This window comes from Segatella copri DSM 18205 (assembly GCF_025151535.1).
GTDB lineage: Bacteria > Bacteroidota > Bacteroidia > Bacteroidales > Bacteroidaceae > Prevotella > Prevotella copri.
The window spans coordinates 2,729,683-2,754,732 of the sequence record NZ_CP102288.1 but is presented as its reverse complement, the minus strand read 5'-3'; the positions used below and the strand labels follow the sequence as shown (position 1 = coordinate 2,754,732).

General features: G+C 43.1%; 16 protein-coding genes. 6 read left to right on the top strand and 10 right to left on the bottom strand.

What is annotated here, in order from left to right:
- Positions 1 to 10: 10 nt before the first annotated feature.
- From NQ544_RS14000 to NQ544_RS11560, 7 genes are all read right to left on the bottom strand, one after another.
- Positions 11 to 922, bottom strand: coding sequence for an acyltransferase family protein (locus NQ544_RS14000; RefSeq protein ID WP_368389034.1), 912 nt, complete (start codon positions 920 to 922; stop codon positions 11 to 13).
- 44 nt (positions 923 to 966) lie between these two features.
- Positions 967 to 2,997, bottom strand: coding sequence for a type IX secretion system anionic LPS delivery protein PorZ (gene porZ, locus NQ544_RS11585; protein WP_006848227.1), 2,031 nt, complete (start codon positions 2,995 to 2,997; stop codon positions 967 to 969).
- Positions 2,998 to 3,016: 19 nt separating this feature from the next.
- Positions 3,017 to 3,913 (bottom strand): glycosyltransferase family 2 protein, encoded by an 897-nt coding sequence (locus NQ544_RS11580; protein WP_006848226.1) that lies wholly within the window; start codon positions 3,911 to 3,913, stop codon positions 3,017 to 3,019.
- A 1-nt stretch (position 3,914) separates the two neighbouring features.
- Positions 3,915 to 4,526 (bottom strand): non-canonical purine NTP diphosphatase, encoded by a 612-nt coding sequence (locus tag NQ544_RS11575; RefSeq protein WP_040553392.1) that lies wholly within the window; start codon positions 4,524 to 4,526, stop codon positions 3,915 to 3,917.
- Positions 4,527 to 4,608: 82 nt separating this feature from the next.
- Complete coding sequence (locus tag NQ544_RS11570; protein WP_006848224.1) at positions 4,609 to 5,565, bottom strand: YitT family protein; 957 nt, start codon at positions 5,563 to 5,565, stop codon at positions 4,609 to 4,611.
- A gap of 156 nt (positions 5,566 to 5,721) precedes the next feature.
- On the bottom strand, positions 5,722 to 8,583 hold the full coding sequence (gene leuS, locus NQ544_RS11565) for a leucine--tRNA ligase (protein WP_006848223.1): 2,862 nt from the start codon (positions 8,581 to 8,583) through the stop codon (positions 5,722 to 5,724).
- Between the two features lie 339 nt (positions 8,584 to 8,922).
- The gene (locus tag NQ544_RS11560; RefSeq protein ID WP_006848221.1) at positions 8,923 to 10,371 is read right to left on the bottom strand and encodes an AAA family ATPase; all 1,449 of its coding nucleotides are present in this window, start codon (positions 10,369 to 10,371) and stop codon (positions 8,923 to 8,925) included.
- Positions 10,372 to 10,899: 528 nt separating this feature from the next.
- Here NQ544_RS11560 and NQ544_RS11555 point away from each other — a divergent pair.
- From NQ544_RS11555 to NQ544_RS11545, 3 genes are all read left to right on the top strand, one after another.
- Positions 10,900 to 12,192, top strand: a complete 1,293-nt coding sequence (locus tag NQ544_RS11555; RefSeq protein ID WP_006848220.1) for an ATP-binding protein — start codon at positions 10,900 to 10,902, stop codon at positions 12,190 to 12,192.
- A gap of 826 nt (positions 12,193 to 13,018) precedes the next feature.
- Positions 13,019 to 16,993, top strand: coding sequence for a leucine-rich repeat domain-containing protein (locus NQ544_RS11550; protein WP_082231248.1), 3,975 nt, complete (start codon positions 13,019 to 13,021; stop codon positions 16,991 to 16,993).
- Between the two features lie 11 nt (positions 16,994 to 17,004).
- A complete protein-coding gene (locus tag NQ544_RS11545) occupies positions 17,005 to 17,787 on the top strand; it encodes an InlB B-repeat-containing protein (protein ID WP_006848216.1) in 783 nt (260 codons plus the stop codon).
- 139 nt (positions 17,788 to 17,926) lie between these two features.
- Here NQ544_RS11545 and NQ544_RS11540 read toward each other — a convergent pair whose 3' ends face one another.
- A complete protein-coding gene (locus NQ544_RS11540; RefSeq protein ID WP_006848215.1) occupies positions 17,927 to 19,051 on the bottom strand; it encodes an AAA family ATPase in 1,125 nt (374 codons plus the stop codon).
- Positions 19,052 to 19,195: 144 nt separating this feature from the next.
- Positions 19,196 to 20,578 carry a hypothetical protein gene (locus NQ544_RS11535; protein WP_006848214.1) on the bottom strand — a complete coding sequence of 461 codons (1,383 nt, stop codon included), beginning with the start codon at positions 20,576 to 20,578 and terminating at the stop codon, positions 19,196 to 19,198.
- A 408-nt stretch (positions 20,579 to 20,986) separates the two neighbouring features.
- Here NQ544_RS11535 and NQ544_RS11530 point away from each other — a divergent pair, with 408 nt between their 5' ends.
- The 3 genes from NQ544_RS11530 (at position 20,987) to nagB (ending at position 23,892) form a co-directional block, all read left to right on the top strand.
- Complete coding sequence (locus NQ544_RS11530; protein ID WP_006848212.1) at positions 20,987 to 22,252, top strand: VapE domain-containing protein; 1,266 nt, start codon at positions 20,987 to 20,989, stop codon at positions 22,250 to 22,252.
- A 310-nt stretch (positions 22,253 to 22,562) separates the two neighbouring features.
- Positions 22,563 to 23,015: a DUF6078 family protein gene (locus NQ544_RS11525; protein ID WP_006848211.1), complete on the top strand. Its 453-nt coding sequence runs from the start codon at positions 22,563 to 22,565 to the stop codon at positions 23,013 to 23,015.
- A gap of 85 nt (positions 23,016 to 23,100) precedes the next feature.
- Entirely contained in the window at positions 23,101 to 23,892 is a 792-nt protein-coding gene (gene nagB, locus NQ544_RS11520) for a glucosamine-6-phosphate deaminase (protein ID WP_006848210.1), read from the top strand.
- A gap of 37 nt (positions 23,893 to 23,929) precedes the next feature.
- Here the strand turns inward: nagB and NQ544_RS11515 are convergent, their stop codons facing one another.
- The gene (locus NQ544_RS11515) at positions 23,930 to 25,048 is read right to left on the bottom strand and encodes an efflux RND transporter periplasmic adaptor subunit (protein WP_006848209.1); all 1,119 of its coding nucleotides are present in this window, start codon (positions 25,046 to 25,048) and stop codon (positions 23,930 to 23,932) included.
- Between the last annotated feature and the right edge of the window lie 2 nt (positions 25,049 to 25,050).

The following is a 25,050-nucleotide window of genomic DNA, read 5'->3' as shown; positions in this document are numbered from 1 at the left end:
ATGTGAATTATTAAGAGCCGATTATAATATTTCCAAGTTTTGACTTTTGCAAGATGTATGTGATGAGCCAAGATATGCCAAGGCTCATAATGAATAGCACGATGGGATAAAGGATGTAATGCTCCATAGATTGCTGTCCTAGGGTGGAATTATTGGTCTCCAGTATGATGATATGGTGTATGATATATATACCCATCGCATATTTATCCAGTTTTAATATTCTTTTTCTGCCTACCAGCTGTGTTTCATTTTGTTTGCTTAGGATGGTGATGCAGATAATGAGGAGGAGGCTCAATCCTGCGAGTATGAATTTGTTGTTGTCTAATACATACTCTAGTGCAAATAGAAGTGAGCATGCGATTGCTGTATAAGAAGCAACCTTTTTCTTTATGATGTCTCTTTCTAAGATGAAGTATATATAATAGCCTATGATGAAATAGGGCATATATCTAACAAAATAACCTATTCCCATAAAGGGAGTCGGATTATAATAGTTGATAATACAACACGCTGAATATAAGGATATAAGTAAAATGTATTTGCTCCAATGAGGAATTTTATTGGTGAAATGGAATATGATAAAGGCTTCAAATAAAAAGAATAAGTACCATAGATGGGATATTCCACATAGTAAATATGTCAAGTCCCATTTTTGAATGATACAGATGAGTAAGCCCCACACGATATATGGTATAAGGAGGCGTTTTGTCTTTTTACAGATAAAGGAACACGAACTTTGGTATCTGCCTGAGCAACTTAAATGTCCGTATAAATATGCACTCATTAGGGTAAAAATGGGTATGTGGAAATATACCAATATATGGGATAGATGATACCATGTGGGTACTGTTTGCCAAGAATATTCTTCACCCCATATATTGCTATAGCCGCAAAGGCAATGATAAAATACCACGATTATCATTGCCCATATTTTTATATAACTTACATACGTCAGTTGTCTCATTATTACTTTATAATAGCTATTTTGCAGACAGTGCCTTTTTCCACATCATTAGTGGCAGTAGCAACCATATATATGCCACTGGCTACTTTTTTCCCATTAGCATCACAACCATTCCAGGTGTATGTACCGCCATTACTCTTGCCTTCATTTACTATCCTACCATTCGAAGTAAGTATCTTGACATCGGCGTTTTGGCTCAGTCCTACTATGGTTATAAGTCCTGTGTAGTCAGGTTTTACAGGATTAGGATAAGCCCACACATTATCAGAAGTCATGCTTTCGTTTGGAGTACTGGAGTCAGACATATATGAGCATAGACCTTTGTCTGTTCCAATAAATACTTCGCCCGTTTTTTCATTGATGGCGATAGATTCTATTCCGTTGGAAAGCAGAGGACTATTAAGTGTGGTGAAATGATGTATTTCTGATAGATTATCCTCACTGATAAGATATATGCCATTTTTTTTGGTACCAAACCATTTGCGGTTGGCTCCATCTACAGCTATACAAGAAACGTCTATTCCACTCAGCAGATAGTCTGCATAGTTAGTGCCATCATTTCTAGGTACTTTCACTTGGGTAAATGTTGGTGCAGATGCTGTTATCTGGTTAGGATCTAATAATAAAGGACCAGCACTGGTGCCTATCCAGATATTGCCATCCTTGTCTTCTGCTGCGCATCTCACAGCACCTACTGATACTTCTGTTCCATCTTCATTTACAAAACTAGTGAAAGCGTTAAGTCTTTCTTCCGAATTGTCTTCAGAAAACTGATAACAATAGAGAGAAGGTACAATCCAGTGGTTATTGACAAACCATAAGAGGCCTCTGCTATCAATCAGCATATTTCCCAATAAGCCAAGACTCTTATTGGTAAAACCTGCATCGTCAAGTTTCATCAAGTCGGGTAGCTGATGGCTTATCCATTGCTTATCTTTAGTAAATTCTATAAGCGATTGAGTCGGAGCTTGACTATTCAGCATCCAAAGATTGCCCTCTTTGTCAAATTTCACTCCCGTTATGAGCTCGTATTCTTTGCTTCTGTTATTATATCTTTCTATTGGAGAGTTCTCGTAGTTATAATATTTTTCGAAGTTTCCATTTTTGTATTCGTAGAGACCATTTCTGCCTCCTACAAAGATATGACTTGTATCAGTAGGGTCATAGTCCAGACATTCCAAATTTTCATAAGTTACATTTGTCTTAGAGCTTATGTTGTCGTCTGGATAGATGTTCCATTCTTCATTCTTTAGCATCTGGATACAGCCTTTTCTAGAGATGCCTACTGCAAATCCACCATCACAAGTATACAGTTGATTGTTGGCAAACTTCATGAAGCCAAAATAGTTATACTTTGGTCCTCCAGGATTCAGCGTGCTTACCATCTGCTTGAGTTCGCTCTTGTCTGCTTGCTGTTTTGCAGCATAGCCTCCCACCTTGCTCCAGTTGTTCTTATCGAGCAAGTTAACTGAGAGGGGAGCGCGATATTGACCATCTGTTTGGCTATAGGCATAGATGCAATTATCCTTGATTTCGCACCAGTTTACCTTGAAGCCTAAGTTGTATGTATCGCTGATTTCTCCATCTGCCACGTTTACTTTTACGATGCCGAAACCATTGCTCATGTAGGCATATTTGTCGTTTACATAGATATCATAGATGGTCTTGTCGCCTGTGGTAGAGGCATTATAGTAATCTGCCAGATTGGTAACCTCATAATTACTCGTGTTCATGAGGTCGATGTTGGAGTCGCTATAGAGGATGAGCAGGCGATGGGCAGCTTGGCAGTAGGCGATGTGCTTGATGTCGCAATCGCTCAGATAGTCTATCTTGCTGAATGTCTGGATGCTCTGGTCGTTCTGATTGTAGACATATAGGTTGTTGGAAGCCTGGACAAATACCAGGTTTCCGGCTTGTTCTATCTCCTGTACGTTGTGGTACGCCATGTAGGCTTTCCAGTCGCCTATGGCTGCTTGCAGTTGTACTACCTGAAGCAGCAGCGCTATGATGATGACTGATATCTTCTTGTTCATATTGGGTTATGCTACGTTTTTATATGTTTCTGTCTAAATGTATATAGTATAATAACTTATATATATTAAACCAGAAAATGCTGGGTTTATTGCCTGTGAGCCTAGCTTTTATTGGCAAACTGAGCAGGGGATATAGTTTTTGGCAGAATGGATAGAGATGCCAGCGTTTCATTTTCAGGGCATAATCCAGTACTTTGGAGTAGCCCTGCAGTTCTTCCTTAAACTGGTTGAGGGTGCGCAGGCTCTCTTCTGTCTTATAGAGGAAACTCATGTTGCCGATGAAATTCTCATATCCCAATGTATTGTCTATATGCAATATCTTGATCTGGTTTTCTTGGAGCGTTTTTCCCCATAGCACGTCTTCGTAGCCATAGGTGATAAATCGCTCATCCAGTGGATATTGCAGCATAATGTCTTGCCTTACCATAAAGTTGGAGGTATGGAAATCTCCGTATGGATTGGCTTGGCGCTGCTTGTAGTCAGCATTCTGGGTACCGATGCACTCAAAGATGTAGCGCAGATTGTGTTGGTATTTCTCATCGTTTCGCTTAATCTGGTATCCACCATAGATAACGTCGCTTTCTTCTGATTGCAGGTATGTGGTAAGATATTGAGGATGAATTACTTGCATATTGCTATCTATGAACAGCAACCAGGGATGCAGGGCTTCTTCTGCCAGAATGTTGCGGATGGCCGCCCTGCCCACGTTCTTTTCTCTTTCGATATAGCGGCAGTAGGGTAGCGAGCGTATCTCGCGGTTTTCATAGATGGTGAGGCGGTCGGTGCTGCCATCGTCTGCCACCAGGATTTCGTACTCGAAATCGGGCAATGCAGCGGCTTGAGCTTGTAAGGACTTTACAAGCTCAAGGCATACATTATTATATGTAGGGATTAGTATCGAAAGAGAATTGATCATATTATTTCTTCAGATATTCCACGAGTTTTTTCACGGCTCTGGCTCTGTGACTGATGCCGTTCTTGATTTCCTCACCCAGCTCAGCAAAACTCTGGTCATATCCTTCAGGAACGAAGATTGGGTCGTAGCCGAAGCCTTCGGTACCACGCTTCTCGGTGGCGATATGGCCGTTTACGATACCCTCGAACTGGTGAATTTTCTTGATGCTGGTGCAGCCGCAAGGACATACATCCTGCTTCTCGATGTAGCAGATAACGGTGCGGAAGCGGGCCTGGCGGTTTTCCTTACCATCCAGTTCTCTCAACAGCTTAGCCATGTTAGCCTCACTGTCGTGGTCGGTACCCTCGGCATAGCGGGCACTGTGAACGCCAGGGGCACCATCCAGTGCCTCTACCTCCAGACCGGTATCATCGGCAAAGCAACTTACGTGGTAATGGTCATAAACATACTGCGCCTTCTGCAAGGCATTCTCTTCCAATGTGTTGCCTGTTTCAGGAATATCCACATCGCATTCTATCTCCTTCAGCGATACTACCTCGTAGTCGCTACCCAGGATGTCGCGAATCTCCTGGAGTTTATGCTGGTTATTGGTTGCAAATACTATCCTTTTCATAAGTTTATAATTTATAGTTAATAGTTTATAGGGCATTCTTGCAATAGTGCTTCTTGCTATACGGCGAAGCCGCTATAAACTTTTAACTTTTAATTGTTTTAATGTCTTTATCTTTGATTTTCACCTTCATCTCATCAAATCCCTCGCCATACACACCGATAACGGAACTCTGACTTACAAAGGCATTTGGGTCGATGATCTTGACGATACGGAAGATGGTGACGCTCTCGTTCTTCTTTGCCAGAATACAGAGCACCTTCATCTCGTTTCCCGTGTACCAGCCATGGCCATCGAGAATGGTTACGCCATGATCCATCTGCATACCGATGGCATTGGCTATCTCCTGATATTTCTTGCTGAATATCATAAACTGCACACTTTCTCGCTTGGCATTCATCACATAGTCGAGTACCAGGTTTTCTATCACCATCGTACAGAGACCGAATACTACCTTTCTAACAGCGTCTATCGTGGTAAACTCTGGTTTCGCATTGAAGACGAAGAATGAACTGCCCACGATGAGGAGATCCACGAAGATGAGCACACGGCCCAGCGAGATGTTGTGATATTTGTTGACGATGGCAGCAATGATATCCGTTCCACCTGTACTTCCATTATGCAGAAAGACGATGGCGAGTGATAAACCCGTAAACAGACAGCCGATGATGAGCGACATGAAGTCCTGTCCCTCTCCCAATATCTGTACCATCTTGCCATCTTCACCTATCATCCAGTCTTGCGCCAGAGCCAAAAATAGGGAGAGCATGATGATGGCATAGATGGTCTTCACCATGAACTTGAATCCCAGTATCTTCAGCGCGGCAAGCAGCAAGGCTGCATTGATGAGAAAATAAGACAAATAGATAGGTATCCCCGTGCCGTAGTAAATCACGGCTGCGATACCCGTTACGCCACCCGTTACTATCTGGTATGGAAGCAGAAAGATGGTCCATCCAAATGTGTAAAGCAAGAGTCCAAGGGTAATGTAGAAATAATCCTTGCACTCATTCTTAATTGTTTGACTGATTGCTATTTGCATTATATTTTCCTCGTATTTTAAAAGTAGTTAAGGAGTTAAAGGGAGTCAAGAAGTTAAGACAACAGTTTTTTTTTTCGTATATCTTCTATTGACAGGATATACAATTGTCTTAACTCCTTTTACTCCTTAACTCCTTAACTTCCTGTTATCTATAAATTACTTTTTCAACACTACGTTGACGATCTTCTTTGGTACGATAATCACCTTCAACACGTTGAATCCTTCCAAGTACTTCTGGCTCTTCTCGTCTTCCAATACCTGCTTCTGGATTTCCTCGTTAGGAGTATCCACAGGGAAAGTCATCTGGAAACGAGCTTTACCATTGAAGGAAATAGTGAGCTGCATATCGTTCTCCTTCAGATACTGCTCATCATACTTAGGCCATGCTGCATCGCAAACGCTGCCCTGCTCGCCAAGTGCTGCCCACAACTCTTCTGCGATGTGTGGAGCGAATGGAGCAATGAGGATGACGAGATCTGTCAGGAGTTCCTTGTTGCGGCACTTCTGCTGACCGAGTTCGTTCACGGCAATCATGAAGGCTGAGATAGATGTGTTGTAAGAGAACTTCTCGATATCCTCGCTTACCTTCTTGATGAGCTTGTGAACGCTCTTCAGACTCTCTGGCTTCGCTGCCTCGTCGGCTGATGGAAGGAAGTTGTCGGTACGGTTCTCGTAGAACAGACCCCAGAACTTCTTCAGGAAGCGGTGGCAACCGTCGATACCGTTGGTATCCCAAGGCTTGCTGGCCTCTACAGGACCCAGGAACATTTCGTAGAGACGTAGGGTATCAGCACCATACTTCTCGACAATCATATCTGGATTTACTACGTTGAACATACTCTTAGACATCTTCTCGATAGCCCATCCGCAGATGTACTTGCCATCCTCCAGGATGAACTCAGCGTTCTGATACTCAGGGCGCCAAGCCTTGAATGCCTCGATATCCAAAACATCGTTGCTTACGATGTTTACATCTACGTGGATAGGAGTTACGTCGTAATCCTTCTTCAGGTTCAAGCTTACGAATACAGGAGCCTTGTCGTGGTCATTGCTGTTGATGCGGTAAACGAAGTTAGAACGGCCCTGAATCATACCCTGGTTCACCAGCTTCTGGAATGGCTCTTCCTTGCAGCTTACGCCGAGGTCGAAGAGGAACTTGTTCCAGAAACGAGAGTAAATCAAGTGACCGGTAGCATGTTCGCAACCACCTACGTAGAGGTCTACATTCTGCCAGTACTCATCAGCCTCCTTGCTTACGAGTGCCTCATCGTTGTGAGGATCCATGTAGCGCAGATAGTAAGCAGAAGAACCTGCGAAACCTGGCATGGTGTTGAGCTCCAGTGGGAATACGGTCTTGTTATCTACGAGGCTCTTGTCAACCACCTCTTTTTTCTCGGCATCCCAAGCCCACTTCTTGGCTCTGCCCAATGGTGGCTCGCCAGTTTCTGTTGGCTTATAGGTCTCAATCTCAGGCAATTCGAGTGGCAGGCACTCCTCAGGAACCATCTGTGGCATTCCGTCCTTGTAATATACTGGGAATGGCTCACCCCAGTAGCGCTGGCGTGAGAAGATGGCGTCGCGGAGACGATAGTTTACCTTTACTCGGCCGATGCCCTTCTCGGTAACAAATTTCTTGGTAGCTGCGATAGCCTCCTTCACGGTGAGTCCGTTCAGAGAGAAGCCATCCATGCTGCTCTTGCCTGCTACAGGTGAGTTGGTTACGATACCTTCCTTGGCATCGAAGCTCTCCTCTGAAACATCAGCACCCTCGATAAGAGGAATGATAGGCAGGTTGAAGTGCTTGGCAAAGGCATAGTCACGGCTATCGTGAGCTGGCACAGCCATAATGGCACCTGTACCATATCCAGCCAATACATATTCTGAAATCCATATTGGGATTGCCTCGCCAGTGAATGGATTGATGGCATAACTTCCTGAGAATACACCGGTTACACTATGGTTAGCCATACGGTCAAGCTCGGTACGCTTCTTCACGTAGTCGAGATATTTCTCCACCTCTTCCTTCTGCTCGGCTGTAGTTACCTGCTGAACATATTCGCTCTCTGGAGCCAGAACCATGAAGGTTACACCAAACATAGTATCGGCACGGGTGGTAAAGATGGTAAACTTCACGTCGCTGTCCTTTACAGAGAATACTACCTCTGTACCCTCAGAACGGCCAATCCAGTTTTTCTGGGTTTCCTTGATACTGTCGCTCCACTGGATGGTCTCCAAACCATCGAGCAGACGCTGAGAGTAGGCTGATGTTCTCAGGCACCACTGCTGCATCTTCTTCTGGATGACAGGATAACCGCCACGCTCACTTACGCCGTTTACTACCTCGTCGTTGGCAAGCACAGTACCCAGACCTGGGCACCAGTTTACCATGGTTTCACCGAGGTAAGCGATGCGGTAGTTCATCAGAATCTGCTGCTTCTTCACGTCGTCGTAGCTGTTCCACTCCTCGGCAGTGAAGTCAATCTGCTCGTTCTGAGCTACGTTCAAGTCAGCAGAACCCTTCTCCTCGAAGCGCTTGATGAGCTTCTCGATAGGCTGAGCCTTCTGGCAGCTGTTGCAGAAGAATGAGTTGAACATCTTCTGGAAAGCCCACTGAGTCCAATGGTAATACTTAGGGTCGCAGGTACGAACCTCGCGGACCCAGTCGAAAGAGAAGCCGATTTTGTCGAGCTGCTCACGATAGCGGTTGATGTTGGCTATGGTAGTTACCTCTGGGTGCTGACCAGTCTGGATAGCATACTGCTCAGCAGGCAATCCGTACGCATCGTAACCCATAGGGTTCAGTACGTTAAATCCGTTCAAACGCTTGTAGCGTGCATAGATATCGCTAGCGATATAACCAAGTGGGTGACCTACGTGCAGACCAGCTCCTGATGGATAAGGGAACATGTTGAGCACATAGAATTTCTTCTTGTTTTCATCCTCAGTCACCTTGTAGGTCTTGTTCTCGACCCATTTCTGGTGCCATTTCTTCTCGATTTCTCTGAAGTTGTATTCCATTGTTTTATCTAATAATTATGTTTCTTTTCTTAAATATAATAAGGTATAACCCTATTCAAGGTGCAAAATTACATTTATTTTGGCACATAACAAAATAAAATGCAAGTTTTTTATGAATTTAATGCTCTTTTGTCATACGGCTGTCTGCCGGTATTCTGTTGAGATAGCGGTCGGTGAGGAGTCCCTGTGCCAAAAACTCTTCACTCTTCACCTTTCCTTTGTAAATGCCTATAAACAAGGTATTTGGCGTGGTGAAGAGTTCTTAGCCACTCTTCACCCACTCTTCACCACATTCGAAAATTCTTTTAATAAAAATATTCAATATAATTGGCTTGCCAATTAAATAAACAATTCATCCATCGTAATCTGTTTCTGTACGATGTCGCTATGTTTGTTCTGCTTCAATCCGAAAGAAGTAATCAATGTGAGGAGAAGCGATTTGGAAGTCTTTGTCTCTTCTGTGAAGATACGCAGTTTCTCCGACAACTTCTCCTCATATTCCTTGCTGATTTCAAATTCGCTCTTGTAGAATTTCATCTCACAGATATTGATGGTTTCATCTTTCCGGTCTATCAGCAAGTCAATTTGAGTTCCCTTTTCTGTATTGCTGCTTCGCCATGAGCAAACCAAGGTCTGTACTCCCGAAATTCCCAGGGCGTGCTTGATTTTGTCTATATGGTTTAGACAAAGCATCTCGAAAGACAAGCCAGCCCAAGTATGGTATAGCTGACTGTTTTGGGAGGATGACCAGAAACAGGAATCCTGATACTTGTTGTGCTTGATGAAACGGAAGTAGAAGAGCGTATAGAAATCTACTAACTGGAATAAGGTGTTTCGCTTTTGGCGAATGTCGGAAGTCATCTTGTTGGCTGTACTGAATGGTTCATACAGACGGATGAATCCGCATTGTTCCAATTCTTCCAGTACAGTAGAGAAGGCTCCGTTATCTTTTCCTCCCGATGCCTTGACCAGTTCCTGTCGGGTCATACCCATTCCTTTGGTAGCAAGGGCAGTAACCACGGCGATATGGTCGGCTGATTTCTTAAACAAAGCTCTGTATAAGTCGTTGAACTCATCTTTCAGTTCTGCATTGTCTGCGAAAAAAAGCTGGTCGATGTTCTGTGCCAGACTTTTCGATTTATCCATCATAGACAGATAATAAGGTATTCCTCCCATAACCATATAGCATTCTGCTATCTGTTTTCGGCTGTAGCCGAAGTGGTAAGCCTTGAAGTATTCTTCGCATTCGTGCAGGGTGAATGGTTTTACAATCAGATGATGGGTCAGTCGGTTGTGCAAGCCACCACGGTTGCGAATCAGGTTGTTGATCATCCAGGAGGTGGCGGATCCGCAAACGATGAGTTTGATGTCGTTGCGCAGTACAGCCCAGCTGTTCCAGAAGTTTTCCAGTGCTGGTATGAATCCCGATTTGGCGGTATCCATCCATGGCAATTCATCGATGAATATTACTTTCTTGCCTTCCGGAAGTGTTTCTATGTATTGTGACAGGGCATAGAATGCCAGCAGCCAGCTCTTGAATGTCTGAAGAGTGGTGGAGTGGGTATATTTTTGCAGGGAAATGCTGAAGTTGACAAGCTGTTCGCCTTTAGCAACTCCGTTCATTCCTGTAATGAAGAAGGCAAAATGGTCCTCTACGGCTTTTCTGATGAGAAAAGTCTTGCCTACACGTCGTCTTCCATAGACGGCGATAAACTCTGATCTATCGGAGTTTATATATTCATTGAGCAGTTTGAGTTCTGCTTCTCTTCCTATCAGTCTCTGTTCCATATCTTTCGTTATTTTCTTTTTGCAAAGAATAATGCAAGCGAGCGCAATGAAAGCTTGCTTTCAAATTGCGAGTGCAGCTTATTTTCTGCGCAAAGATATAAAAAAATACCCATTAGCGCAAATTATTCTTGGATAATCTGCGCTAACGGTATGAAAAAAGCTTATTAGCGCAGATTATCCCGTTACGCGTTCGGCGATTTCAAATCCGCCGGGACGCCTGTCGGGAGACTTTCTATTGACACCTGTCGGGAGACTTTCTTTTAAACAAATCGTTCATCGTAATCTGTTTCTGTACGGTGTCGCTATGTTTGTTCTGCTTCAATCAGAAAGAAGTAATTCTACAGTTTGTCCGCTTTGATTTTGTTAGATGTATGATACAAATACACTTTTAAGGACGACTTTTTGTGATTTTCTACACTTTTAAGGACGACTTTTTGTAGTTTTATACATTTTTAAGGACGACTTTTTGTGCTCTTTGAAATAAAAAATGTATCTTTGCATTCAGAAATATCAAATAATCAGATAGTTATGAAGAGAAATGCCATCAAATACCTATATCAATGGAAAGCAAGCAACGACCGAAAGCCGTTGATTATGCTTGGAGCCCGCCAGGTTGGCAAAACCTGGCTGATGCAGGAATTTGCCAAAGAGGCCTATACCCGTAGTGCGTATGTAAACTTCGAAGACAATGAAATGCTCCGGGAAGTTTTTGCACATGACTTTGATATTCCCCGTATTATCAATAGCATACAATGGAGTACAGGAGTTTCTATTGATGAAAATACGCTTATTATCCTTGATGAGATACAAGAAGCACCCAGGGGTATCACCGCATTAAAGTATTTTGCAGAAAAAGCACCTCAATATCATGTCGTAGCTGCAGGTTCATTGCTCGGAATTGCGATGCATCAGAATGACTCTTTTCCTGTAGGTAAGGTAGATTTCATGCATTTATATCCCCTCACATTCTTTGAATTTCTAGATGCAATCGGTGAAAGCCGTATGGTAGAACTGCTTATGTCAAAGGATTGGAATATGATAACTATGTTCCGGAATAAATTCGAAGAATGCCTGCGACAGTATTATCTGGTCGGGGGAATGCCGGCTGTAGTCCAGTCTTTTGCCAGCGAGAGGAATCTGGCTAAAGTCAGAAGCATTCAAAAAGGAATCCTTGAAGCGTATGAGCGTGATTTTTCCAAACATGCCCCGGCTATAGAAGTTCCACGTATCCGAATGGTTTGGAAATCCATCCCATCCCAGCTTGCCAAGGAAAACAAGAAATTCATCTATGGTGCCGTGAAGGAAGGTGCCAGAGCAAAGGATTTTGAACTCGCCATTGAATGGCTGAAAGATGCAGGGTTGGTCTATAAGGTAAACCGCTGTAAGAAAGCCTTGTTGCCATTGGCTGCATACGAGGATTTCTCTGCTTTCAAATTATTCCTGTCTGATGTGGGACTGATGGGTGCCATGAGCAATATTCCTGCCCAAAGCTTGCTGGAAGGAAATGTGCTGTTTTCAGATTTTAAGGGGGCGCTGACAGAGCAGTATGTCCTGCAGCAGCTTAAGGAGAAATCTTCCTTGTCTATCTATTATTGGTCGGCAGAAAATTCACGTGGTGAAATAGATTTTCTAGTGCAGGATGAAGAAAGAATCATTCCGATAGAAGTAAAGGCTGAGGAGAATTTGCAGGCTAAGAGTTTGAGGGTGTTTGTAGAGCGCAATCAGGGATTGAAAGGTATGCGCCTATCCATGTCACCTTATAGAGAGCAGGATTGGCTTGCCAATTATCCATTATATTCCGTGTCTGCAATATTTGGATAATTATATAGGTATAGTATGCAGATAATCAGCGCTAACGTGCTTTTTTCATACCATTAGCGCAAATTATCCGCGGATAATTTGCGCTAATGATATTTTAAATGTTTCTTCGATTTACCAAGTTGGTACAACCTGATTCTGCGTCTTTGATTCTTCTACACGGTAAGAAAAATTGGCAGCAGGATGCTTCCCGTCACGATGAATGGATTATATTGATAGTCATATCTTCTTCTTCAGTTATAATTATTTAGGTGCAAGGATAAGGCTAATATTTGGATAATGGTGGATGAGTGAGATATAATTCTGTCAAATCTATGCTAAAATACTACGATTTGGCAAAATTGCGGAATGTTTTTATCCGAAAAACCAAATATTTTGGAGGAAAAGTTGTTTTTTTACGTTGTTTTTATATATACTTTCGAAAGTTTTTATTAATTTTGCAGCATAGAGTATTGCTGAGGAGCGGAATATGTCTTCTTTGGCAAGAAAACGGATAATCAAGATTGTCGAACATTTTAAATAGTTAAGAAAAAGAAAGCTAGAGACTATATACATATTACAATAAGGTATTGAGCTTTTAGGCTCTTGTCCCATCATCTATAAATACCGCCAATATTCTGACAACAAGGACAAGCAGACTGGAGTTCCACGCTTATAGGTGTGAACTGTTCTGTCGTTTGTTGTTGTGTAAGTCACTTGGTGGTAACCGATAGATGTAACAAACTGAAGGAATGGTTGCACGCCTTTTACTTTTCACCTAAAAACGGAATAGCATTAGCCACCGCAACGATTACCATAACTGAAAAAATATTAATTAAAACTTTTGAATATGAAACGATTTTTACTTTTATCAGTCATGTTCTGTATCGGAGTTTTGCATAGTTTGGCGCAAAACTTTGATTATGCAGACGAAAATGGAGTAACGTGGAACTGTTACGCCTCGTCCGGGTATAACTTATCTGATGGTACTTGGGTGAATGCCCCGAATGTCCAAATTAATGGGGCTTCTGGATATGGGGATGAGGTGTTTGTGCCTTCGTATATTCCTTATCAAGGAAAAGACTATCCTGTATTACAAATGGGTAGTATCTTTCGAGATAATAAGACTTTGAAGAAAGTTACTTTACCAAAGACTTTGAAAACTCTTTTGGGGGATACTTTTCAGAATTGTAGTGCTCTTACTGAGGTTGAGAATACTGAGCAAATAACTAGTTGCGGCTATAATGCTTTTTATAATTGTAGCTCTCTTAAGTCTATCGATTTAAGTTCTTGTGAGAATGTTGCTAGTATGACTTTTTATCAATGTAATAATCTTCAAACTGTTACATTAAAAGATTGTAAGAGTATAGGTTCAAATGCTTTTCAAGGATGTAGTTCTCTTACTACAGTTGGAGATATTTCAAAATGTAAGAATATTGATCCCTACGCTTTTAATGGTTGTTACTCTTTAAAATCAGTGGACCTTAGTAGTTGTGCTACTCTTGGAGAATATGCTTTTTCTGATTGTAATAGTCTTACATCTGTAGGTAATACATCTTTACTTACTTCAATAAGTGAATATGCTTTTTCTGGTTGTTCTAATCTTAAAACAGTCAATCTGTCTAATTGTACAGCAATTGATAAATATGCATTTTATGAATGTAAGAAACTAGAAAGTATTGATATTTCTAGTAGTAAATATCTTGGAGAATATGCTTTCCAAAATTGCTCTAATCTTAAGGATATAAAAGGCTTAGATAAATTTACTATAATTCCATCTTTTGCATTCAGTAATACTGCCATAACTTCTTTGGATTTGCCTCTTTGTGAAGTTGTTGGTGATGGTGCTTTCTATAACTGCTCAAAACTTGAATCAATTTCTTTGCCTATCTGTACTACAATAAATGGTGGAGTGAAAACTAACCAATGGAGCAGCGTTTATGGTACATTCGCAAACTGTACCAAATTACAGAAGTTAGATTTGCCTAAGTGTACAAATATTTCTGGATATGCTTTCCAAAATTGTACAAACTTGGCATCCCTCAATATTCCTGTTTGCCAATCATTAGGCGTTTACTCATTTGGTTCTTGCAATAGTTTGAACGAAGTGGCTCTTCCTGCTACTATCAGGAGCCTTGGTTATCGATGCTTTGATGGAAATACTTTGTTGACTCTCAATTCTACAGAGATTCCTGAATTAGAGGATAAGGGTAATAATTATGTTATGTCTAGTGAGGAGGTGGCTGATACATTGTCTCTTGGCAAGAATGTATTAGTTATAGTTCCTGAAGCAATGCTTTCTAGTTATCAGAATGCAGAAGTTTGGAAAGACATAAAGGATAGGATATTCCCAATGGGAACTCAATTCGATTATAATATTGAGGCGACTGCACAGGCAACAACCTCTGGTATTCAGAAAGCTATTCCACAAGATAAACTGAGAAGTGTTGTTTCTCTGAAAGTAAAGGGTAGCATTAATAGTTACGACATTATGATTATGCGTAACAAGATGGATAATCTCCATTATTTGGATTTGTCAGAGGTAGATGTTGTAGCTAATCCTTACGAATACTATACAGGTTATTGTTCACAAGATAGTGTGCTTGGACCTCACTCTTTTGCAGACCTCAGTAAACTGCTTACTGTTAAGTTGCCTAATAGTGTAAGGTACATAAATTGCGCATTTGCTAATTGTAGGAATCTTAAGTCTGTTGTTCTTCCAGAAAGTTTAATCTCTATGAACTATTATGGTAATGATTATAATATGGGTGGTATGTACCATCCTATGGGAGAAGAAGGCTCTTTTTCTGGTTGCTCAATGCTTAAGGAGGTCATTATGCCTTCTTGTCAAAATTTAGGTTATAAAACATTCTTCGGCTGTTATGCCTTAGAAGGAATTGTTCTTCCTAAAAATCTCAAACATATAGGTAGTAATACTTTTGAGAACTGTAGTTCATTAAAGAGTGTTATTCTTCCTGATAGTGTAGAATCAATAGGTTCTTATGCATTCTATAATTGCTTTAATCTGAAGTCTATTCAGTTTCCTCCATCATTACGAACAATTGCTAATCATGCATTCCAGTCTTGCTCAAATCTTGAGAGTATCAGTCTCCCAGGCTTAACCACTATTGAAGAGAGTACTTTCGATGGTTGTAGCAAACTACAGGAAGTAAGAGTACCTAGCACATTGGAGCGTATCGGTGACAAGGCTTTCAATAATTGCAACAATTTGAACAACGTATATACTTATACCGTTCTCCCTATCAACATCGACCAGAATACGTTTACCAATTTCAAGGCTACTACTCTTTGGGTGCCAACACAGAGTTTTGACAACTACTATTGGAATACCCAGTGGAGCCAGTTCCGTGAGATTAAGGAGTTTGATGAGCCTTATGACTTTTTCTATCTTGACAACGTGTTCGTTCTCTCTAAACGATTCGAGGGCGACCCAAACATCGACATCAAGGACAATGGTGCCTTGAAGGTTGTAGGCACAGACAGACAGGAGGCTAACCTTGTTACAGTAAAGAGTAATGGTGGAGCTAATACAGGCTCAGACTCAGGCAATGGTGGTGGTGGTACTATCATCGCTGATGGCAACTTGGATGCTAAGCAACTGAAGTTTGAAATCACTATGAATGCCAACCAGTGGTACTTCCTGAGCTTCCCATTCAATATTAAGTTTGCCAACATCAAGGCTCCTGGCAAGTATGTTATCCGCAAATATGATGGCGAAGCACGTGCCAACAAGGGTTATGGCGGTTGGGTAGACTTGGCTGAGAACGAGGATTCTCTCCGTCGAGGTGTAGGCTATATCTTCCAGACATCTACAGCAGGTGTATTTGTCTTGAACGTAGAGAAAGACCAATTTGGCAACATGGAGGCTAAGGATATTTCTCAGAAGTTAGGAAATTACTCTGCTCGCAATGTACAGGATGCCAGCTGGAACTTTATCGGTAATGTGCAGACCAGTTATATGGATGTTGCTGACTTGGGTTATGATGCGCCTATCACTTATTGGAATGGTTCTACCTATGAGGCAGCTCGTCCAGGTGATGATGAACTGATATTGCATCCTTTCCAGGCATTCTTTGTTCAGAAACCTGCGGATGTAGACAAAATCGAGTTTAAGGCTGAAGACCGCCAGACCAAGGAGGAAGCTACTGCCAAGTCGGGCAAGGCAAGAGCAAGAAGACTGGAGAAGGGTATAACCCCAGACCGTTTGCTTATTAATCTCGCTATCACGGATGGCAAGAATACAGATAAAACTCGTGTTGTGTTTAATGCCAAGAAGAGCCAGGCATACGAAATGGAATGTGATGCAGCTAAGTTTGAGGCAGTATCAGATGCTCCTCAACTCTATTCTGTTGAAGCCCAGGCAGGCAACCTTGCTATCAACGAGCGACCAATGGGTAGTGTAAACCTTGGCTTCGCTGTGAAGAAGTCTGGTAATTATTCCATCTCTGCTTCTCGTATGGACCAGCCTATGTTGCTGCAAGACAATGAGACAGGTGCAACTTACGACTTAACTGATGGTGACTATCAGTTTGCTGCCGATGCAGGTTCATATAACAGCCGTTTCGTTCTAGTTCCTACAAGAGGTACTACAGGCATAGCCGATATCATCAACAAGACTGGTGTTAATATAATGCCTACAGAGCAGGGGATCAACTTCAGTGGCTTGAATGGCAAGACTGTTTCCGTATATTCTACCAACGGTATGTTGCTCGCCACAAGAGACTTTGATGGTATGCTCAATCTTTCTACTGGCGTATATCTCGTAAAGGTAGACGGTATGACCACTAAGGTTATGGTAAAATAAGTACATTTTCTATGAAAAGTATTATAAGATATAGTTTTATCACATGGTTGCTGCTCTTATTGGGCAGCACCATGCTGATGGCATCGCTACCCGCAGACGATGATTTCAACCCTTCTAGCCCACCAGAGCCTAATGTGAGGTTTAAGGTAGAAGTCGTTTCTTCTCCTTATGCCTATTCTTCGGGCAGTGGTAAGTATCTGCAGGGGGAGAATGTTTATATCAGTACGTCTTCCAGCAATGAGAACTACCAGTTTTCTTATTGGAAGAAGGATGGTGAAAGATATACCGACCAGCAGTATTTCTCATACACAATGACCGATGAGAACGTAGTGTTTGAGGCTGTATACGATTATGTGCCTGTCAACCCTGCCGAACCTTCGCCAATGAACAAATATCGCCTTTATCTGGATAGTGACGACAGTGGCAACTGTTCGTTTAATCGGGCGAGTGGCGAGAAAGTAGAGGCGGGTATGTCCGTATGGCTTAATGCCTATCTTAGTATGGGGTATAAGTTCTTGGGATGGTATAAGGGTGAAGAACTGATAAATAAGGAACAGAGTTTCTATTATACCATGCCTACCGAGGACGTTAGGATTACTGCCCATGTGGCGTATAGTCCTGAGAGTCCTGCCGACCCTAGTGGTCCAGGACAAGATAATGTGGATACGGGTATCAGTCAGGTGGCTCTACCTTCTAAGATAAGTCAGGCTTATCATCTTGATGGTACTAAGGCTGCCGCTTTACAGCCTGGTCAAGTATACATTATTAATCATAAGAAAGTATTGGTAAGATAAGCTAAAATATATAGTAAAAAGCTCACAAGTTTGCAGAATATTGCAGGCTTGTGAGCTTTTGTCATATAGGTGTTAGAGGCTAAGATAAGAATTTCTTTTGGATATGGCAAGTACTTTTGGGATTATATTCTGTACTATTTTACATCATTTCCTTCTTAAACCAAAGCTCGAACACGCAGTCGGCGATGAAGATGCCATCCTTCTCCAGGGTGATCAATTCCTTGTCGATGAGGGCTTTCTTGATGCGGTCGATGTTGGATTTGCTGCCCAGCGGATAGGTTTCTGCTACTGCCTGGGCGGTGAAGCCGGAGTGAACGCCACTGCAGAGGAGGCGCAGAAAGTTGAGCTGATAGGTGGTTAAGCCCTCGGTTTGCTGTACGAAGAGACCATGACATTGTTGCAGCAAGGCGCTGATGCCGCTTTGCAAGGTTTCTTCGTTTACCTCTTTCTCGGTCTCAGCCATCACGTTCCATGCCAACTGTTGCACATAAGAAGAATAGTTCTTTACGGTTTCACAGATTCTTGTAGCAAAATCCTTAGATATGCTCTTGCCGTATTTCTCGAATCGCGAGCAGATGAAAGGTACCCAATATTCTGTAGGAATGCAATCCAAGTGCAGCATCTCGCCAAACATATAGAAAGGCATGCGTCGGTTTTGGAAAATGTTTTCCATCAGATGCTTCTTGCTTCCAAAGAAGCAGTATGATACATTCTGATGATGCTGCCAGGCACCACGCAAGCGTTTCTGCACCGTCAACGAATCTGGAAACTCTCCGATTTGCTGGAATTCGTCGATGCAGACTACCAGGCGGATTCCCTTTTCCTGAGCTATTCTTTCCGGAAGATTCAGAATATCTTCTGGGGAATAGTCCTTAGGAGTAATTCCCAGGGATAAAGAATATTCGGATGTAGGATCCGGACTAAAAGAGATTTTTGGTGAAACTCTTACCAAGAACTGCTTAATGTTTTCCACGACTTGTTCCAGTTTATTACCCATAGATTTCATAATGGCTTCTGCGAAGCGATTATAGAAATCATATTCGCTTCGGCAATCGTAGATGTCCATATACACCACTATTATCTCTGGATTATCAATTTCGGATATTACCTTTTTGACGAGCGAAGTCTTGCCCATGCGTCGGGGAGAGATGAGAATGACGTTGATGCCATGCTCAAAGTCTGCCTTGATGCGCTTGGTTTCTTCTATTCGGTCGGTGAAGTTGTTTCCGGCAACCGACATACCATATACGAATGCCTTTTCCATTGTTTTTTTGCTTGATTACGGATGCAAAGATAAGTAAAAAAATGAAAGTTCACAAGGTTGTGGACCACAAACTTGTGAACTTTTAATATTATTTTGTAAATCAGGTATTTAAAAGCTGTTTTTTATGCATAAAACAAGCCGTAATCAGAGGCTTTTCTTATCAAACACACCATTCATTGTGATGCAGAGATGCTGGAACTTGCTGAGGAGCTTGTCTGACCATTTCGTCATGTTGTAAAGGTCCTTGATTTCCTTAAACTTCTTTTCATCCCATTGCGGATAATCTATCTCTGAGAAATAACGGCGGTAGTCGCGGAGATTGTCGCCTGAGAAATGGAGATAATCGTCGATGTCGCCAAACCATTCGGGAGTCATCATCTGGGTGGCAAAGGCTTCGAAGTTCTGATTGTCCTGAAGCATGCAGTTGTGATTCAATACACACCATACGCAGAACCAATGGTTCTTGCGGGTAACAAATTTCAACATATTGGCTATCTGAGCCTTCAGATTCTGCATGTCGATGTATTTGCCGTCTTTTACTTTGTAGAAAACCTCGTTGGGAAGGGTTTCCGGAATGCCTTCGGGATGTTCCAAATCGTAGATTTCCTGCTCTATGATGTGCCATTTTACGGTGGCTGATACCAGCTTGAGATATTCTTGTGCTGTAAAATTGACGTGGGCAAGCTGGGCGCCCAGCAGTTGGGTGTCTCTTATATATTTCATAAAGTCGAGGCGCAGATTTTCCGGTACCTCGTCTTTTAGCGTTTTTCTTACTTCCAGCAATTGGCTGACGGAGAGCTGCTTTCCGTTGTTATCATATTCCAGGGTTGTAAAGTATCGGTCTATGTCGCTGATGCCCTTTGGTTCTTCCTGATATTCCTGTAGCGACATTTCGAAGAGGCGGGTGGTCTGCTCTTCGCTCATGGCGAGGTTGGTGAAATGGCTCAGCTGGCGGAAGTGGAGCATCAGATAACATGCCATGCTGTATAGCTGGAAGAGATTCCAGAGGCGCTCTACGGGTTTTACGCCGGGGATATGAGTGGGTTTTACCTGGCGTAACAGTTCTTTCTGGAGTTTGGTTACTTCGTTTACGTCGATAGTACTTCCTTTGCCCAGTTCATCGGTTTCGAAAAATTCGTTGAGTTTCGGCAGGATGCGGGTCATATCCAGCGGCGCCACTTTCATCCGTTTTCCTTCTATCTGTTTTCCCTTTTTCATGTCTTCCATGATATGCGCCATCAGGGGTGTAAACTTCTGCATTACGATGATGCTGATGCTTACTTCGTGGGTTTCGTTCTGCTCCTTTCGCTGTTTGGCTATGTCGTTGTGCTGCAGTACCATATCTTTCTCTGCCATATAGCAGAGTCGGGTGGCTTTGGTGCAGAGCGAACGGATATCGAAGGTAAGTTCCTGCGGACTGTAATCTTCCCATGCATCTACCAGAATGCTGAGCATTCGGCAGAAGTTGTCGAGCTGTCGGTCGAAGACTTCGTAGCTGAATTCTATTTCATCTTTATCTTCATTCATTGTCAGTCTGTTTTAAGAAAATAAGTTTTGCCACAAAGGTAAGATTTATTTTCGGATTATGCAAGGATATGCGCTTGTTTTTCCTCTTTTTTCCCCATACTTTTCCCCGTAGCCCCCTTGTTTCTTCCCTGATTTCAGAAAAGTAGCGGGAAGGTGGCGGGGAAAATTTGGAATCGGCGAAGGGAAGTATTAACTTTGCCATCGAAAACGAAAGAGCGGCGAAATGCTGAGCCATGAATGAGCTGAAACTCTTCACTCTTCACCTGAAGCCCGGAAATGCCCATAAACAGAGGGGTTTCGAGAGGTGAAGAGTCAGAGACAACTCTTCACCCACTCTTCACCACTCTTCACCTTATTATATATAAGGACAAAAAGGATGATTATTATTAATCTTAAAATTTACACATAATGGAAAATTTAAAAACCTTATCGTCATCAGATAAGATGACAAACGAAATTTCAGCACTCTCTCTTGTTGAGAGTTTTCTCGATGAGTATTATCTCTTCCGTAGAAATGTGCTAAGTGGTAAAACCGAGTATCTCACTCTCTCAAAGAATGAGGACGAAACTGAGGAGCCCGTAGAAGAGGAACCGGAAACCGGTGGGGAAGAGGAGGAATCTTCTGACTCAACCTGGAAGGTGCTGACTCCGGAGGCTTTCAATTCCATCGTCCGTCATGCCAAACGGTTGGGTGTAGGAGGTAAGAAGTCGCCCCGACAGGATATTGAGGAGTTCGTACGTTCTGAAGAGGTTCCGGAGTTTGACCCTATCAGGGAATATCTCGAAAACCTGCCGGAATGGGATGGTAAGAACCATGTGGCTGAACTCTTTGGCAGAATTCCGGGGCTTACAAGTGAACAGTTGGGATGGTGCGCCACCTGGCTCCGTTCTGCTGTCGCCCACTGGTTGCAGATGGATATGTTTCATGGCAACGAAACCACTCCTGTGCTTATCGGCAAGCAGGGTTGCGGCAAGAGTACCTTTGCCTATCGCCTGCTGCCGGATCATCTGCGACAGTATTTCCTCGACCACATCAACTTTGCCAATAAGTTTGACTCCGAGATGGCGCTCACTCATAATCTCTTTGTCAACATAGATGAGTTTGCGAATATGGGACCATCGCAGCAGGGCAAGCTGAAGCAGATGCTTTCAAAGGTGAAGGTGAATGGGCGCCCTATCTTCGGCAAGAGTCAGGATGACCGTCCGCGCTACGCTTCCTTCCTGGCAACCACCAATGATGAGCATCCGCTCTGCGACCCTACGGGTAGCCGCCGATTCGTCTGTCTGCACATTCCGGCAGGTGAATATATCGACAACGGTTCACCCATCATTTATGACCAGCTCTATGCACAAGTTATGTATGAGCTTTGCCATAAGAAGACCCCTTACTGGTTTACCAATGCCGAGGTGGATCGCATTCAGAAGTGCAATCTTCCTTTCTTCAAGGTAGATGATTTTGAATCGATGCTGAAGAGCTGCTTCCGTGTTCCTGAAGATAATGAAACGGGCGAATGGCTCATCTGTTCGGATGTTTTCGAGGTTCTGCACGAAAGATTTCCGATGCTGATCAGCAATCTGAGCACCAAGATTCGCATCGGCCAGTCGCTCAAACTCCTGGGTTGCAAGATGAAGCATACCAAGAAGGGTCAGGCCTATCTGCTTGTAAGAATCTGAAAATATAGCTAAGCGGCAGATGGGTGAAGAGTGGTGAAGAGTGGGTGAAGAGTGAGAAACAACTCTTCACCCCTCGAATCCCCTCTGTTTATCGGCATTTCCGGGGGTTAGGTGAAGAGTGAAGAGTTTTTCGCAGTTCCTTTCTTAATATTCTTTCTCAGGCTTTTCCGATAGCTGTCTGACTAGAACAGCCCACTGTTCTCATAGCGGCTAGTTGGCTGTCTGTGGTTTGCCAGTTGGCTATTTGCCGATAACAGCCTCTCAATCTTTCGAAGAAAAAATTATTTATCCAACTTAAAAAATAAAGAACATGAACAATATTTCAATCCATTCCATTGATACGGTATGTCTCAAGGAGGCGTGCCCGGTACATCATCTTTGTGCTCGTTTTGAGCGTTATCAGAAGTTGCGTAAGTCGGAGAAGGTGTTCAGTATTCTGAACCCGGACCATATAGCCTGCAGCGAGCAGGGCTGTGCCTATCGTCTTCAGAAGAAGATCATACGCATGGCACGCGGATTCCGCCGCATGTTCGGTACGATACCTTCTGCCAATACGCCTCATTTCTGGCACTTTTCGCCCTATATCAGCGAAAGCACCTATTGCAAGGCGAAGCGCGGCGCCATCCTCATCGCACCCGATATGCAGCAGAAATTACTGCGTCTCTTCGAGCAGAATGGCGCCGATATCAGCATCGGTTTTGATGAATATGTAGAGCAGGAGGGCTATGAAGAAGTAGATACCGCAAACTGTAAAAAAATATAATTTTTTCCATCTTTTAGCGGTAATGAAACAGATTTTTATTATTTTTGTTTCCTGAATTTTACAACTAAACAATAAGAAATAGATTATGCGTGTTATTATCGAAAAAGATTATGAGAAGCTGTCAAAGTGGGCAGCTGATCATGTAATTGAAACAATTAACAGATTTCAACCAACTGCTGAACGTCCTTTTGTTCTGGGTTTGCCAACCGGTTCTTCACCTCAGGGCATGTATGCCAATCTGGTAAAGGCGGTAAAAGAAGGCAAGGTTTCGTTCAAGCATGTCATCACCTTCAATATGGATGAATATGTAGGTTTGCCGGAATCTCATCCTGAGAGCTATCATTCTTTCATGGCTACCAATCTCTTCAATCATATCGACTGTCCTAAGGAGAATATTCATATCCTGAACGGTAATGCCGAGAATCTGGAAGAGGAGTGCCGTCATTATGAGCAGATGATAGAAGAAGCGGGTGGCATCGACCTCTTTATCGGTGGTATCGGTCCTGATGGCCATATCGCTTTCAACGAGCCATTCTCTTCTCTAACCTCACGCACACGAGTAAAGACGCTCACTACAGACACCAAGATTGCCAACTCCCGTTTCTTCGATAATGATCCTGAGAAGGTACCTAGTCTGGCTCTGACCGTAGGTGTGGGTACCGTGATGGCTGCCCGAGAGGTAATGATTCTCTGCAACGGTCATAACAAGGCCCGCGCCCTGCAGGCTGCCATCGAAGGTCCTGTTACTCAGGCTTGGACCATCAGCGCTCTGCAGCAGCACCAGCATGGCATCATCGTTTGTGATGAGATTGCCTGCGATGAACTGAAGGTGGGTACTTACCGCTACTTCAAGGATATCGAGAAAGATAACATCTAAGTTATCTGATGCCTATAAAAAAGAATAAGGATGATGACTATTCGTCATCATCCTTATTTTCTGCTATTACCTGAGGACCGCGAACCTTGTCCTTGAGTCCCAGACCTTTCTTGATTTCTATATTTACTCCATCGCTCAAACCGGTGGTTACCTGTTTGCGCTCATAAGTCTTCTTCTTGTCGCTACCTTTTATGATATATACAAAGGTAGAATCGCCGCTAAACTCGATGGCACTCTCCGGAACGGTGAGTACATGGGTAGCCTTTGCCAGTACAATCTCGGCATTGGCGCTGTAACCGGAACGGATTTTGCCGCCCTTGGTAGAGCGGATGGCTGCCTTTACCTCAAACTGGTTGGCACCATTGTTTTCTACAGCCTTAGGTGAGATATATTCCAGGTTTGCCTCGAAGTTGAGGTTCTGCAAGGCTCCGATGGTAATCTTCATCGGCATTCCTGTAACGAGACTTCCCACTTCGGTTTCATCGATATTGCCACGGAAGATGAGGTCGTTCATGTTGGCCACACTGGCGATGGTAGTACCATCGTTGAAAGTGTTGGCAAGAATTACCGAGTTACCCACCTTGACCGGAATATCGAGGATAATGCCCGAGATGGTAGAACGGATGAGGGTGGAAGAAGCGCTGGCATTGCTCTTGCTTACACCATCGCGCACCACCTGGAGAGCATCTTCGGCAGCGGTAACCTCCTCGCGTGCCTGTTTCATCGCCTGCTTTACCTTATCAAACTCATCGGCGCTGACCAGCTGTTTCTTGAAGAGCTGTTCCTCGCGGCCGTAATCCACCTGTGCCTGTTTCAGGTTGATTTCTGCAAGGCGCACACGTGCCTGAGCCGAACTGAGCTGTCCCATATCTGGAATCACCTTTACCTTGGCGATAACCTCGCCCGCCTGAACATAATCACCCGCTTCTTTGCAAATCTCGGTGATGATACCGCTAATCTGAGGCTTTACGCTCACCTCGTTGCGAGGCTCAATCTTGCCCGTGATGACGGTAGTTTTCAAAACATCAGCCATCTTGGGAGTAAACTCAGTATACTCTACAGGCTTAGGCTGCGATTTCTCATAAAGGAACACGAAGGTTCCGATGAAAATCAAGGCGACAATCGCCGCAACAATCAACTTTGAATACTTTTTCATAT

Bases quoted from the DNA above. Each gene is read 5' to 3' on its own strand.
- NQ544_RS11560 (WP_006848221.1), bottom strand. From the start codon at position 10,371: ATGGAACAGAGACTGATAGGAAGAGAAGCAGAACTCAAACTGCTCAAT.
- nagB (WP_006848210.1), top strand. From the start codon at position 23,101: ATGCGTGTTATTATCGAAAAAGATTATGAGAAGCTGTCAAAGTGGGCA.
- leuS (WP_006848223.1), bottom strand. From the start codon at position 8,583: ATGGAATACAACTTCAGAGAAATCGAGAAGAAATGGCACCAGAAATGG.
- NQ544_RS11525 (WP_006848211.1), top strand. From the start codon at position 22,563: ATGAACAATATTTCAATCCATTCCATTGATACGGTATGTCTCAAGGAG.
- NQ544_RS11555 (WP_006848220.1), top strand. From the start codon at position 10,900: ATGAAGAGAAATGCCATCAAATACCTATATCAATGGAAAGCAAGCAAC.
- NQ544_RS11545 (WP_006848216.1), top strand. From the start codon at position 17,005: ATGAAAAGTATTATAAGATATAGTTTTATCACATGGTTGCTGCTCTTA.
- NQ544_RS11515 (WP_006848209.1), bottom strand. From the start codon at position 25,048: ATGAAAAAGTATTCAAAGTTGATTGTTGCGGCGATTGTCGCCTTGATT.
- NQ544_RS11535 (WP_006848214.1), bottom strand. From the start codon at position 20,578: ATGAATGAAGATAAAGATGAAATAGAATTCAGCTACGAAGTCTTCGAC.
- NQ544_RS14000 (WP_368389034.1), bottom strand. From the start codon at position 922: ATGATAATCGTGGTATTTTATCATTGCCTTTGCGGCTATAGCAATATA.
- NQ544_RS11575 (WP_040553392.1), bottom strand. From the start codon at position 4,526: ATGAAAAGGATAGTATTTGCAACCAATAACCAGCATAAACTCCAGGAG.
- NQ544_RS11570 (WP_006848224.1), bottom strand. From the start codon at position 5,565: ATGCAAATAGCAATCAGTCAAACAATTAAGAATGAGTGCAAGGATTAT.
- NQ544_RS11550 (WP_082231248.1), top strand. From the start codon at position 13,019: ATGAAACGATTTTTACTTTTATCAGTCATGTTCTGTATCGGAGTTTTG.
- porZ (WP_006848227.1), bottom strand. From the start codon at position 2,997: ATGAACAAGAAGATATCAGTCATCATCATAGCGCTGCTGCTTCAGGTA.
- NQ544_RS11530 (WP_006848212.1), top strand. From the start codon at position 20,987: ATGGAAAATTTAAAAACCTTATCGTCATCAGATAAGATGACAAACGAA.
- NQ544_RS11580 (WP_006848226.1), bottom strand. From the start codon at position 3,913: ATGATCAATTCTCTTTCGATACTAATCCCTACATATAATAATGTATGC.
- NQ544_RS11540 (WP_006848215.1), bottom strand. From the start codon at position 19,051: ATGGAAAAGGCATTCGTATATGGTATGTCGGTTGCCGGAAACAACTTC.